The sequence below is a fragment of the Glutamicibacter sp. AGC84 genome, from assembly GCF_053543575.1.
The window spans coordinates 1-13,931 of sequence record NZ_JBLVOC010000026.1 but is presented as its reverse complement, the minus strand read 5'-3'; the positions used below and the strand labels follow the sequence as shown (position 1 = coordinate 13,931).

Here is a 13,931-nt window from a genome sequence, read left to right as displayed (position 1 = left end):
GCCCCGCGCCACAACAACCTAGACTTGGCATAGAGCTGCCGAGCCCCAAGAACACCTAGCAATTAACGAGTAGGAACACCTCATGAGCATCAACGAAGCTGTTGGCCGCACATCGTCCCCCACCGCCACCGGAACCACCTATGACCTGGTGCTGCGCGGCCAGCAAGTGCTGACCGCGCAGGGCATTGGCCCGCGCGAAATCGGCGTGCGCGACGGAAAGATCGTCGCCGTGCAGGAATTGGGTGCCGGACTGGCCGCAGAGCGCGTCATCGAGGTGGCCTCCGACGAGGTCCTGCTGCCCGGACTCGTTGATACCCATGTGCACGTGAACGAGCCAGGACGCACCGAATGGGAAGGGTTCGAGTCGGCGACCAAGGCCGCCGCTGCCGGCGGGGTGACCACCATCGTGGACATGCCGCTGAACTCCATCCCGCCCACGGTGAACCTCGAAGCGCTGGAAATCAAGCGCGCGGCCGCTTCCAAGAACGCCTATGTCAACGTCGGCTTCTGGGGCGGTGCCATCCCGGGCAACAAGAAGGATCTGCGCGAGCTGCACGAAGCCGGAGTCTTCGGGTTCAAATGCTTCCTGCTGCATTCTGGAGTTGACGAGTTCCCGTCCCTGAGTGTTGGCGAGATGGAAGAGGACATGGCCGAATTGGCCTCCTTCGACTCGCTGATGATCGTGCACGCCGAGGACTCCGATATCATCGGCAACTCCCCTCAGCCGGTGGGCGGCAAGTACGCCGGCTTCCTGGACTCGCGCCCGCGCGATGCCGAGAACACCGCCATCGCGCAGGTGATCGAACGCGCCCGCACCACCGGAGTGCGCGCCCACGTGCTGCACCTGTCCAGCTCGGATGCGCTCCAGATGATCCGCGAAGCGAAGGCCGAGGGCGTGCTGCTCACCGTGGAAACCTGCCCGCACTACCTGACCTTGCTGGCCGAGGAAATCCCCGACGGCGCCACCGCCTTCAAATGCTGCCCGCCGATCCGCGAGAACGACAACCGCGAGCTGCTGTGGCGGGGCCTGGAGGAAGGCGTCATCGACTGCATCGTTTCGGATCATTCCCCATCGACCATCGATCTGAAGGATGTGGAGAACGGCGACTTCGGCGTGGCCTGGGGCGGAGTGGCTTCGCTGCAGCTGGGCCTGCCCCTGATCTGGAGCGAGGCGAAGAAGCGCGGACTGAAGCTGGAACAGGTTGTGCAGTGGATGGGCGTGAATCCCTCGAAGCTTGCCGGCCTGAGCGCCAAGGGCAGCATCGAGGAAGGCAAGGATGCCGACTTCGCGGTCTTCGCTCCGGAGGACACCTTCGAGGTGGACGTTCAGAAGCTGCACCACAAGAACCCGATCTCCCCGTACCAGGGCAAGACGCTGAGCGGCGTGGTCCGCCGGTCCATCATTGCCGGGGCTGACGTGGACTTCCAGAAGCCAACGGGGCAGCTGATCCGCCGCGAGAGCTAGGAACCGGTACCTCGCAAAGCCCCTGTCCGCAGGACGGGGGCTCTGCTGCGCCGTGGGCAATAATAGCCCCGGCGTGCTTTGGCCACCACAGATTCGCAGCGTATTCACCGGTGGTACGCAGGCTATTTCCCTGGCGCATAACAAACAGGTATCGATTGGATGTGGCGTTAAAGGATTGGGCTGCCCAGCTCATAGACTGTCAGCACTATGGGGATAGAGCAGCCGTCACTCTGAACACAGGAAATGGGTATGAACGCGATTACTGCTGCTTCGATAATGAGCAAAGAAGTCGACGATCTGGCGTTGGGCGAAGTGGTCCAGGCGTCGCTGGTCTTCGGCGCAATCCTCATGGCTGTGCTCCTTGCCTTCGGGCTCAAGACCTATGCCCATTGGCGCCGTCATGCCAACGGCACTCCAGCTGATCAGCGTCCGGCCGAGCGTGAGGAGGCTCCGAGTCCAGCAAGCGGTACCCGGAAACTTCCAGCACCGCGGATTGAAGTGCTTTCGGCGCTCGGGGACCTGCGCCGGACCGGGGCCTTGAAGCGCGGTTTAGAGGACAGCAGATGAAGACAGGGATTCGGCCGGACGCAACGGGATAGTTAGTCAAAGACGAGATTGGTAGTCTCAAGCCCATGCAGGGCCGCACTTGGCTTGGCCCACGCGATAACGGGCTGGAGGTATAGCGGTGGTTGAAGCAACCCGGGTGCACCCGGCCTTGCCTCGCTTCCTGCGCTGGGCAGATCCCGAATCACGTCTCTTGCTGGTGCGCGCAGCGCCCGAAACCGGACGGACCTGGTTCGCGAAATCCTGGATGGGGACCGGAGGGGTGTCGTCCATGATTTCTCGGAGCGGCCCTTCGAGGTGCTGGAAGAAGTCGAGAAGATTTCCCTGCAGCTAGCCCAAGACCCGCAGCTCCATGCCGCAGTGGTGCTTGCACCCGGGCATGCGGTGTGCTGAGGGCTTGGTTGACACTTCGACCGCATGACTAAGCTTTGGTTATGCGCAAACGAAGGAACAAAAGCCATGCCAAGAATCTTCACCGAAGAATTCAAGAAGGCCGCAGCCGCTCTTGTCGAATCAGGGATGTCGCAGAAGCAAGTCGCTGCGGATCTGTGAGTCTCAACGACAGCACTGCAAACTTGGGTTCGCGATGCCCGCTACCAATCCCACGGATTCGCCCCATCCTCCGATGCTGACGAATGCAAAGAAATGATCCAGGCTCTCAAACGGATCCGGGAGCTCGAATTGGAGAACGAAGTGCCGCGCAAGGATGCAGCCTACTTATCCCAGCCGCACATCCGTTGCCCAATATATTGGGCCCGTTCGTCCAAGAATTAGTCGCCAGAACAGGCAGTAAACGCATTTCTGTGGCGGTGACGCGCCGGGTCTTGGGATTCAGCACCCAGGCGTATTACAAGTGGCTGAAGAAGCCCGTCTCTGAGCGGCGGGTGTGGAGGCTGTGTCGTGAGGCTGCAATCCGCTTAGTAATCAGTCAACACAATCGCAAGTACGTTCCGGCAGGCCCTGTGGTGCATGATGACCTTAGTGCAGCTGAACTTCACCGCCGAGCGACCCAACCAGTTGTAGTTGACCTATATCACCGAGCACCACACGAGTGAGGAAAAACTATACCTATGCGCGATCAAAGACGTCTTCATCAACCGAATCGTTGGCTATTCAATGGATTCGCGGATTAACACCCAACTGGCTGTCAACGCCGTGGAAATGGCAGTGGCGCACCGAGGCCATCCGTGTGGGGTCACAGTTCACAGCGACCGTGGCAGCCAATTCCGATCCAGGAAATTCACCCAGGCTCTCGAGTGTCAGGGGCTGGTTGGTTCGATGGGCAGGGTTGGGGCAGCTGGTGACAATGCGGCTACGGAGTCGTTCTTCAGCATGCTGCAGAAGAACGTGTTGGACCATCGCTGGTGGTCCTCCCGCCAGGAACTTCGTCTGGCCATTGTTGGGTGCCTGGGGGAGGTATAACCGCAAGAGCAGGCGACGAGGTTTTGGGGAAAATGACCGCGATCAATTTCGAGGCTACAATGTTCGAGTCTGTCGCTCTGGCAGAATAAACCTTCGGGTCAACCAAACCCTCGGCAGACCCCGCAGCAGGGCTATTCCTCAACCTGCGAAGCCCCTGGTGGTTTCAACTTTGGTGACCTGGAAGCGGATGAATGGGCACACCTCATGCCCAATTCGAGGATGACCTCTCCATTCGGGCCGCGTGCGTGCCCGCTGGTCAGCTGCTGTAGCATGCCTTTCCTGATGATGCAGGAAGGCGTTTACCTGGCAGGATCAGACCCCTACTTCCACGATCCCACGGAGATGAAAATCACGTATGCCAGAGTCGGCAAGATCGACAAGCTCCACGACTCCAATGGCAACTACATCGTCGCCCAGTTGACCGAAGCATTGTATTCGGAATTCGAGTTCCACGAAGCTCAAGGTCACTCCCTGCTGGTCAAAACCGGGAATGTGGTGAGAAGGGAAAACCGCTGGGCAAACCGGGTGCTACCGGCAATTCCAGCGGCATCCACGTCCACCTCCAGACCAACAACCCGAAAACCTCAGGTTTCGACCGCCCAGCAATCAACAACGGCAATACCTATGACCCGGTATCGATCCTTCGACAGCAAAAAGTGAACATCCAAAGACCCCCCCAAACTCATGAGCCTCGCCCTGGTGGCGGCACGCGTTACAGAGCTGGCCGGATGCACCAGTGCGGGAACAGACGCCGAACCTATCAGTTTCCCGTCCATGACGGCTATGCGGACACCAACTGCCAGTAGCCCCTCCCTAAGCAGCGGCCCCAAGCACGGGGATGCTGTGGATGATCCCGCCAAAATCGAATTGGCCAAGCAAAGCAGCAATGTTCATGACCACCTGTAAACCGAACAAGGACTTCAACCGCACCGCAGCTGAACTGCGCGCCCGCAAGCTCATGACCAGCGAACGGGACAAAGAGGTCATCGGCTCGGAACGGCCCGCGACCGGTGTTGAATGGTTGACAGCCGCAGAAAAGAAGGCGACCAGCAAGCCCTCGGTGAAGCTGATGGCAGAGCGCCACGAGCCAGACCGTTGCGGTCACCGCCACCTGGCAATGGGTTACCAAGAACGGAGTATCCTGGGCTGGGGAGGGAATCAGACGTTCTTCTCCACTTTCACCGACACCGCACCGTACAAGGTTCGCGACTACGTTTCATTGAGCAAATAAGCAGCCTGGACGGCGCTGCCGATCTGCCTCTTGGAAAAGCCAAAGCGACATGAGAACTACAGAAAGATCCTGCGGGCCCGCATTCTCGAGGTTCTATGCGTTACGAGATGCACCGCTGGCAGCAAAAATGGTACGGAATCCTCCGCTTATCGTGCGGTCCAGCATGTCGGCAAACCGGAGATACGGATTTACAGCTAGGCTAGTTTCGTTTGCTAGATTTTAAGATCCAACCACTGGGCGGCGAATCGTTTTTTACCCCAAGAATAACGATTCCCAGTGGGCCCGCTGGTTTTCCCCAAAAACTTGCGGGTTGCTTTCCTTGCCGATGAGAAGACCCCGCGTGCATTGACAGCGGGGGTCTTCTCATCAAGGGACTGATGCTGGTTATGCAGCCACACACCCAAGAAGTGTTCTTCTTCAGCATTACAGGCCGTAGATTCCCAAGCTGACCATTTGCTGGCATTCAGTCTCCCAATACCAGTGTGGCATCACCATTCGGCGATTCTTCCCATGCTTCTTCGACCACCTGGATCAAATGAGTGACGGAACTAAGGATTTCCGGTGATTCCGATGGGCCCGATAACAAACCATCTCTGTATCTTTTCAGCGCTTCATACAAGGCGTAGCTGGAATCATCATCTTCCATCCGGATAGTGAGCGAGTATGGAACGAACTGTTTGTCAGAATCCATGATTCCTGCTTGATTGTCGTGTCGGAGAACTATCCGCGGCGTATTTGATTGGATGGGCGCTCAGCCGAGATACCGAAGACGTATCTCTCGTGAGAGGTTTGGCTGTTATCGGAATACTTCTAACTCTGCATGCTGTTGGAAGCCGTAAACAGCAAATGGTACTCATGTGTTTTCTTCAGCCATGCGCTTCGAGGCGCGGGTATGTCTGTTGGCCTGCGCGTAGCCAGCGCGCCAGACGAATGCAACTGCCGCTAGAAGCACAGCGCTCAGGACTACGGCCCACCACGGAAAGCCAGGTAGTTCGGATTTTTCTGCTGCGGCGAGTTCATCTGCTGGTGGAGTCGGTGTTACTCGCACTGCATTGACGAGAATCCTGTGGCTGTTCAGCCCGAGAGGAGTGCAGGTAACAAGTGTCAGCATGTCGGTATTGGCGACAGGGAGTATAGCTTCGGTTTCGTCTGGGTCAATGACCACCGTTTTTACAACTTCGTAGGTTAAAGTCTGATCGAGCACCGAAACAGTTAGGCGGTCTCCGATCTGTGCCCGATCCAGATGGGTGAATAGCGTAGATTCCGGTAGTCCGCGGTGCGCTGTCAATACAGAACGGGTTTCATTTCCACCGACCGGCAGCGAAGTTCCCTCCAGATGACCAATGCCGCGTTGCAGTGTTTCGTCACTTGTGCCGTGGTAAATAGGAAGGTCAATGTCGAGAGATTCATATCGAAGGCGCCCCATGAACCCGTTGCCGGTGGTGACCAGCATTGAATCGTAGTCCAACTTTTCTTCAGCGACGTTGATGTCACTGCTGGCGATGTTCTCGTTGGCCCGGTATACCGCGCCACTAGCTAAGGCGTCATTGTACTCATGGGCGCGGCTAATCTGTTCTGCCCGATATGCTGCGTCATTGGTCGGAGCTTCTCGCATCTCGTTGAGCGCCATCTCAGTCACGCGGGACTGCTCGCGCTGCGAGAACCATGACGCCGTGCGAGGATACATGAAAGTCATGACTCCTGCGAGGATCAGGATGGCCGCGAGGCTCTCCAGCCAGGGCAGCTTCCAACTCCGATGGCGCCCGCTGTGCGGTGCGTGACGCCTAAGTCTCGATGTACTCACTAGTTTTCCTCATAGGTGGTGAAATAGATTTGGCGGCGGCACATGAATGCACCGCCGCCAAATTCTGGGCCTTTATACGTTCAGGCCAGCTGGAGCTTAGGCATCCTGCTTGTTGTTACGGCGACGGGCTGCGAGGAGGAGTCCTCCGCCTGCCGCAACGATTACCAGTCCGCCTACGGTCAGCAGGATCGTGCCCTGAGCACCGGTCATCGGAAGATCTGGACCTTCAGTCTTGGCGTTCACCACGGTCATCGAATTGACATTGTTCTCACCCGGGGTGATGGTGACAGGATTGTCGATTGGCGTTGCGGTGTGGCCAGCTGGAACCACAGTTTCATAAACGCAGTAGTCCTTGGATGGGGCAGGCGCCGCTGGACCGTTGTCAACGTTGGTGATCCAAAGGCCCAGAGGGCTGCTGGCTGGGGTGGTGTGGCTCCACTGCACAAGACCGTTGGCATCGGAGGTGCCGGTGGCCACGGTGCCATTAGCTGGAGCTTCTGCCGGGCAGGTCTCACCGGTGAGGTTGAAGACCTGGAACTCAGCGCCTGCCAGCTTTAGCGCGTTGGGCTTGGAATCATCGGTCTTCAGAATCGAGAGTTGTCCCCAATAGGTGTAAGGAACTTGTTCGCCTGGAACCGTGGTGCCGTTGAAGGTGCTCTTGTAATCGTCGTTCGGGATAGCCCCGTTGCCGACAGAAATCACGGTGGTGTCGAAGCTAAGAGCGATGCTTTCGCCCATATTCGCATCGAGCACTGCGCGGCCAGCTGCGGTGAAGGTCCACACGGCGTTTCCAGTGACGTTGTAGTGGGTTCCTTGAACAAGTGGCGTACCGCCGACCGTGGCAACTGTCGAGTCAGCTACGTAGCGCAGGCGGGAATCGAGGGCGTCGCGAACGACGGCTTCAGTGAACTTCTCGCCATTGTTAAGGGTAGGTACTGGAACGTTCAGCGTCCAGGTCACATCGCTGCCTACGGTCAGTTCGGACTGTGCAGGATCGATGGTCTTGGTTGGTTCATCCAGGATCTGGTTCTTCGGGTCGGCTACTACGTTGTAGTTCCAGCCGCTGCCTTCGGCACCTTCAGAGGTAGGGATCGAAACATAGAAGTCCGGGACCTTGGAGACGATGTTGTTTTGGCCTGGGTCAGTTTCGCGAACGAAGTAGACACCTAAGTCCAAGTTGAAAACAGTAGAGCCATCCACTGTCGACTGGGCAACATCGGTACCTGAAATCAAGCAGTACGGCGCGGAAGGAGCAGTTGGTGCTGAGTTGAACAATCCGTTCAAGCCGTTCCAGTCGGTAGCCGCAGACAGATCGATTGGATCACATGAATTCCCTGCGTTGAGCTTACCGACCTGCTGCACGGTGAATTCAACCCCATCAAGCAAGTTTTCGGGGTCAGGAGTTTCCCCAGTACCAACGGGTGAACCCGAATACTTGTTCACCGTCAGGGTGCCGCTAGACGGAGCGCCCGGCTGGTCGGGGCCCACAGCTGCAAAGGCAGGTGAACCAAGAAGCAGCAGCCCGCTAGCTGCGATCGAGATGGCTCCAATGGCGGCGGTTGCGCGCCTTAGGAGCGGATTCTTAACGGTCATTGTTTTTCAGTTTTCCTTTCGTTCCCTCACCGCGCATCGGGTTCGGGTGGACTGATGAATTGTTCTTCGAGTGGATTCGAGATGAGGGATTAGTGTGCGCATGATGCGGGTTTTACAAGGAGGTATTGATGTTATGAAACCCCCTGACGGCGTTTGCGCAGACGGATAAGCCCTGCACCAACAAGACCCGCGGCCAGGATCCCGCCACCGAGCATGCTGTAGAAATCACTGCCTAGCCCGCCAGTCAGTGGTATTGCCGGGCCCTCGCGCCGGGTGTTCTCAATTGGGCCGAGGTCGAGAGTCAGGGTATCGGCAGATACTTCAAACACGAGTGGGTTTTCGAGTGGGTAATAGCCAGCTGGTGCTTTGGTTTCTTCCAACTGGTATTCTCCCCACGGCAATTCAGGTATCTTGAAGCCGCCTGCCCGCGGATCACGGTCTGCACCGGTGCACGAAGAAGCTTCCTGCGCGGTGCAGTCCTGGATTGCTAGCCCCTGCCCGCCATTGAAATTCGATGGCCCGGTGAGCGTCCACTGCGATCCGGAGAGGGCCTTGCCAGCCTCGTCGATCTTTTCCCAGAGAACTGCTCCGCTCTTGGGCTTATTGGTGAAGGTGCATTCAGCAACGTCACCTGGTTTAAGACCTGTCAGGACTGAAGCCGCTGAAGAGAGGCTTTTTTCTGCTTTGGCTCCGCCGGCACTAGTCACCGAGCACACACCGCTGACGAAGTCGTACCCGGTCTGCATGGTCTCGCTGATAGTCACGTTGGCAGTGGCCGTAGGATTGTTCGGAAAATTAATAGCCCATGGTGTCGCGACCTCGCCATCGGCACCAGTCAGCGCGGTTGCCGGGGTGCTGATGCTGGTTCCAGAACTGCTTCCGGCTGCCAGGGTGGCGCCTACGGTCCAGTTGTTGGCTGGTTTAGGGTTCTGTCCCTTGAAATCCTGAAGGTGCTTTCCGATTGATACGCTTGCCGGTTTCAAGCTGTTGACGAACGTGCAGTCAACTACGTCCCCAGGAACGATTCCAGCTGCAGGATTGTTGTCCGGACCGGTCAAAGCGATAGTCGTTTTGGTTCCGTCAAGCTTGGTCACGTCGCATTTTCCGCTAGCGAATTTGTAACCGTCCTGCATGACTTCGCGTACTTTCAGGTCAGCTTTGTGGGTGCTTGCACCGAATTGGAAACGCCATGAGGACGATCCTTCCGCATTCGTCTGCTGCGTAGTTGCTGATGGGCTAGAAGATACGGAGCCGGTTACAGATTGCGCAGCAGCGCCTACAGTCCAGTTCCTTCCTGGCTGAGGGTTCTCACCTTTTGAGTCGGTGACTTGCTTGTGGACGTTCACTTGCGCGATGAGCGGTGAATTGTAGAACCGGCATTCCACTGCTTGGCCGCTGGAAGGAATCGTGATTTTTCCTGCAGTACCTGTGCCTTGAACGGTTTGAACGCCATCGACCAGACAACGGTAGCTAGAGGCGTAGTTGCTTAGGGTTGTGGTTCCTGCGGCGGTTTCCGCGAAATGCAGTTCGACATTGCGTACAGTCGGCAGGGGACCAACACGCTCGGGCTGCTGCCCATTAGCGTTGCCAGTAGTTGTTGCCGTGCCGATGACAGTGCCGCTAGCGCTTCCCTGGCGTAGGGACAAACCGAATTGATCACCTGATGCTACACGTCCACCTTCAACAAACTTCTCAATGGTGATGGTCGGCGGTGATCCGCATGATGCGAGGTCCGTACTTCCGCCGAAATTCGAGCTCACGACGGTTTTCGGATTGCTCCACCCAGGCATGTCATAAGATTGCACAATATCGCCCGAGCTCAGATAACCCTTGCCGTCGGCGTCGAAGGCCACACCGTTGACGTTGGTCGTGGTGTTATTAACCGTGTTACTGACTGACGAAGTTATAATTCCGCCATTCGCAGACGCCAGATTAGCTGCCGTCACAGAGTATATGGTCGCAGTGCTTCCGGAGCCACGGACAACGAAGAGGTTTCCGTTCGCATCGAAACCCATGTCGCCGTTCGCCGCAGCGGTGGATCCAGTATCTGTAGCGATCCGCCCTTTGTAAGAGATCGCATTTGTCGCAGGATTGTATTCCCATAGCTGGAATGACCGTGTGCTATTGCCGGTAGGGGTGTAGCCGCCGATGTAATAGCGACCGGTGCCCAGATCGACTGCTCCTGCAACGAATACTGCCGAACGATTCAGTGTGCTGGAGTTTACCGCAGCGCCGGTGGTAGACCAGGAACCTGTGTTGACGTCGAAACGGTAAACCGTGGCACCTAGCGTGTCCGTGCTGCGGTGGTAAGCGAATACTGTGGATCCGCCGGCACCAATTCCTAGGCCGTTCATCTGCATGTTTGCCTGGTTGACAGCACTGCCCAGGTTTGAAACAGCTCCACCTGGTGCGACGGCACGGATTTGTCCAGCAGAGGTCAGCCCGTAGACATATCCGGGACCACAGATTGGGGAATAGGTTGCCGCAGCTCTAAGAGCTCTGGACTCCACTACGGAAGCACCCGACTCTTTGGCTGTTGGTTCCGAAGAACTTGGCTCTGGCTCAGGGTCAGTGGTTGACTCGACCGACTTCGAGCTGGAGGGGGACGGCGCTGGTGTTTCCGAAGGATTGTTCAGGAGAGCCGAGGGGAGCGATTCGTCGGTTATACCGGACGACTCTTCCAAGGAGGAGCCCGATGGCTGCGCAGATTCGGAAACTTCAGGGCCGGCAGTGGACACTGGACTCTGGGATGCCTCTACTGAAAGTTCGCCAGTGTCGGAAGTGGTGCTGGACAATGGCGTGGCAAATGCGGCCCCGGAGTGCTGAAAACTTAGGCTTCCGATTGCAACGAAAGCTGCGCAGAAAATGAGCCAGTTCCGAGCTCTTCGGTGCTGAAGAACATCCCGGCCTTGGGAGTTTCTTGGCGCTGGCAGGCCGCTAGGCAACTTGGTTCTGCCGTTACTTTTGCGAGTGCGACGATTCTCGTAGTGCTTGCCCAGCATTTATCGTTCCCCAACTGATGAAAGGCGTGGGGAAGAATGTCACTAGGAAAAGGAAACAAAACCAGAGAGAACTCGCATTAAGCGTTTAACGAAAAATCCCCAAGGTAATAAATCCAGGCCCCCACACCTGAATGTATGATTCGGGATCAACCTACCAAGGAGTTGATGAATAGTCATCTTTGGTCATAGTAACATTTCGTAATAAAGTTTGCTCTCATGCATTTCGATGGCCGCATTCGGGGCCGCTATCCTAGGCCCGACCAAGGGCGTCGATGAGTTGTCCGGTGTCCAATTTGGCATAGCCTCCACCCACGTCGGATTAACTGGTGGATGGACGTTCTCGCAGCTATTTCTACTTCCTGAGAGGGGTATCCTTCCGAAAACTGGCAAGCATTTCGGTGTGGAAAGAGGGTGGGCTTGATACCAGGCTTGTCGAGCTGGTTAGTGAAGTCGTTCGGCGCTATGTGCGCGATGGCATCAACGTCACCGAGCTGATGTTTCCCAGTTGCGCGTTCGGCGATGACGACTTGGAGAATTTCGCGAAGTTCAGCGAGTGCCCTGATTGGCCGAGGTCGGCTGACGGAACGATCGATTCTATGTCAGATTAAATCTACCTATAGCGGTCAAACCCGGTCACCTCCATCATGAAGAAAGTGGCTGGAACTCTGGACGAAGCCGGTCCGGTGCTCACCATGGATGTGCGATCACCTGCCAACGAAGATCCGAGGGGGACGTCCTGATCCCGGCCAAGATTACGGGCAGCTTCTGAACGTTGTTGACCGCCTGAACATCTGGAATTTTCGGGGCATCGCATCGTCCAATCGCGTTTCGACAGACGAATTGGTGTAGCGGTACATGAAGCAGGAACCTGAAAATTATTCCTTGGAAATCGGGCGTTGGGAAGGCGCAGGCTCCATGCACAGCAGATCCGTGAGCAAGGAACTGCGAAATGCCGAGGGCCATTCGTTGCTGCATGTCTCCGCTACCCCACTTCGTTGATGGACGACAGCGTAGGGTCCGCATTGGAGGGGGCTTCGAGCCAATTTCCTGCTACTCGCCAGGATGCGGACCAGCCGTGGAATCTATACGAACTCCGGCTCGAAGAAAAAATTCCAAAATTAATACGGATTCTTGCGTCATGATTCCCTTTTCCGCGTATCTAAGTGGTGTAGGCGCTGAACTGGGCAACAAGGAATTATGAGGTTTCGAGACGTCCAGTTGTCTTATGGGGAAGGTGCTGACGGGTGGGCGAGTTGCAAGTTTGGGGGATGGAACTCGCCCACCTTTCGGGATTTTCAGGTCCATTTCACAGATATATTGGAAAAATCCTGATATGTTCTAGAGGATGAAAGTGGCGCCCAAACTCGGGCGGCATCGTCGACGGGGCGCAGGTTGCCGTTAGTCGGCCCCAGGGGTTGGGGAATCTTTGGGGGGCGGCTGCGAGCACCTGCCTTGTCGCACGAAACGTTATGGGGACGTAGTGACAATTGATTCTGGGGCACGCTTTACTGAAGTCGGCGATGCAGATTTAATTCGTGGTGTTAGGACAGGAAGCCGCGAAGCCCAGGAGCACCTGTATCGACGGCACAAGCAAGTGGCGCTGAATGTAGCGTTCAGGCATACGAACTCTCCTTCCGACGCCGAGGATGTTGTCTCTGAAGCTTTCTTGCGGGTCTTCCGCATCATCGAGCGTGGGGCAGGACCGGATGAGTTCTTCCGCGCCTATTTAATGACTGCGGTATCCCGTGAAGCTTTTTCCAGGAATAAGTCGGCCACGAAGCAAATTGCTGTCGAGGATGTCCAGGAATTCCTTCCAGGCGATGCACACGCGGACGAAGCGATGGAACGCCATGAATCCAACTTTGCCATCGCTGCGTTCAATGCCTTGACCGAACGCTGGAAGACGGTGCTATGGCTCACCGAAGTAGAGGAGCTGCCGCCGAGAGACGTCGCGCCAATTCTAGGAATGACACCCAACGCGGTTTCAGCATTGGCGGTACGGGCGCGCGAGGGATTGCGTGAAGCCTACTTGGCCGCGCACATGAATGGTCGGTCTGGGGTTCCTGCAAATTGCGCCGACATTCGAGAGCATTTGCGTGCCTTTATCCGAGGTACGTTGGGGATCCGGAACGAGCGTGATGTCAAAGAGCATTTGAAATCGTGCCCGAACTGCGCAGTAGTGTTCGGGGAATTGAACGAAATCGGTGCCACGTTGCGCGCTTATGTCCTTCCTCTGTTTGTTGGCGGGATAACTGCGCTGGGGATTCCTGCCTCGGGAGGTATTGCTGGAATGGGATTTTCAGCTGCCTCAGCAACGGTGTCTGCGGGAGCTACTGCTGGTACAGCATCCGCTGATGCATCGGGCGCCGGATTGAGCATAACGGGAGGAAGCAGCCTGGCCGTCACTTTGGGCATTGGGTTGGTGAGCGTCGCCGTAACCGCGTCCGCTATCGGCCTGATACCGAAACTGATTGTTCAGGAGGAAAGGGAACGGGCCGCACCGTCCAGCGCGGACCAGACCCAGCCGCAGGTGCAAGGTGTTGAAGCCCCGATAGCTGGGGCCCAGCCACCCGTCGTAATGAGCCGTGCCATGTTCTTACGAGACATGATTGGGCAAATTGTTCCTGATGCGAAGGACGATCCAGCAATCACAAACCAAGTGGAGTCGCCATTCAGTAATCTATTTGTCCCGCTGACACATGTGCCCGCGGCTATGCCGTCGCCTGAAGAGATCTCTGAATCTACTTTTGATTCGACTCCGGAACCGACTCCTGAACCGACGGTTGAACCGACTCCTGAACCGACGGTTGAGCCGACTCCGGAACTGACGGTGGAGCCTACGGTTGAGCA

The 13,931-nt window shown here is 56.8% G+C and carries 10 protein-coding genes and 1 pseudogene; 7 read left to right on the top strand and 4 right to left on the bottom strand.

All coding sequences use genetic code 11. From position 1 onward, the window contains the following. Window positions 1–82 precede the first annotated feature (82 nt). The 5 genes and pseudogenes from allB (at window position 83) to ACNPN0_RS14645 (ending at window position 4,682) form a co-directional block, all read left to right on the top strand. A complete protein-coding gene (gene allB / locus ACNPN0_RS14665; protein WP_448938231.1) occupies window positions 83–1,465 on the top strand; it encodes an allantoinase AllB in 1,383 nt (460 codons plus the stop codon). 249 nt (window positions 1,466–1,714) lie between these two features. Continuing rightward, entirely contained in the window at window positions 1,715–2,032 is a 318-nt protein-coding gene (locus tag ACNPN0_RS14660) for a hypothetical protein (RefSeq protein ID WP_448938232.1), read from the top strand. A 456-nt stretch (window positions 2,033–2,488) separates the two neighbouring features. Next, a pseudogene (locus tag ACNPN0_RS14655) lies at window positions 2,489–3,540 on the top strand (IS3 family transposase). Window positions 3,541–3,721: 181 nt separating this feature from the next. Beyond that, window positions 3,722–4,111, top strand: coding sequence for a hypothetical protein (locus ACNPN0_RS14650; RefSeq protein ID WP_448938233.1), 390 nt, complete (start codon window positions 3,722–3,724; stop codon window positions 4,109–4,111). A 232-nt stretch (window positions 4,112–4,343) separates the two neighbouring features. After that, on the top strand, window positions 4,344–4,682 hold the full coding sequence (locus tag ACNPN0_RS14645; RefSeq protein ID WP_448938234.1) for a hypothetical protein: 339 nt from the start codon (window positions 4,344–4,346) through the stop codon (window positions 4,680–4,682). 463 nt (window positions 4,683–5,145) lie between these two features. Here ACNPN0_RS14645 and ACNPN0_RS14640 read toward each other — a convergent pair whose 3' ends face one another. From ACNPN0_RS14640 to ACNPN0_RS14625, 4 genes are all read right to left on the bottom strand, one after another. Beyond that, window positions 5,146–5,373, bottom strand: coding sequence for a hypothetical protein (locus ACNPN0_RS14640; protein WP_448938235.1), 228 nt, complete (start codon window positions 5,371–5,373; stop codon window positions 5,146–5,148). A gap of 162 nt (window positions 5,374–5,535) precedes the next feature. Continuing rightward, window positions 5,536–6,486 (bottom strand): class C sortase, encoded by a 951-nt coding sequence (locus ACNPN0_RS14635; RefSeq protein WP_448938236.1) that lies wholly within the window; start codon window positions 6,484–6,486, stop codon window positions 5,536–5,538. Between the two features lie 96 nt (window positions 6,487–6,582). Beyond that, window positions 6,583–8,079, bottom strand: coding sequence for a SpaH/EbpB family LPXTG-anchored major pilin (locus ACNPN0_RS14630; RefSeq protein ID WP_448938237.1), 1,497 nt, complete (start codon window positions 8,077–8,079; stop codon window positions 6,583–6,585). Between the two features lie 131 nt (window positions 8,080–8,210). Continuing rightward, window positions 8,211–10,439 carry a SpaA isopeptide-forming pilin-related protein gene (locus ACNPN0_RS14625; protein ID WP_448938238.1) on the bottom strand — a complete coding sequence of 743 codons (2,229 nt, stop codon included), beginning with the start codon at window positions 10,437–10,439 and terminating at the stop codon, window positions 8,211–8,213. A 968-nt stretch (window positions 10,440–11,407) separates the two neighbouring features. Here ACNPN0_RS14625 and ACNPN0_RS14620 point away from each other — a divergent pair. Beyond that, window positions 11,408–11,689: a hypothetical protein gene (locus ACNPN0_RS14620; protein WP_448938239.1), complete on the top strand. Its 282-nt coding sequence runs from the start codon at window positions 11,408–11,410 to the stop codon at window positions 11,687–11,689. 872 nt (window positions 11,690–12,561) lie between these two features. After that, window positions 12,562–13,931, top strand: a 1,370-nt coding sequence (locus ACNPN0_RS14615; protein WP_448938946.1) for a sigma-70 family RNA polymerase sigma factor, incomplete at its 3' end; no start/stop codon positions are given.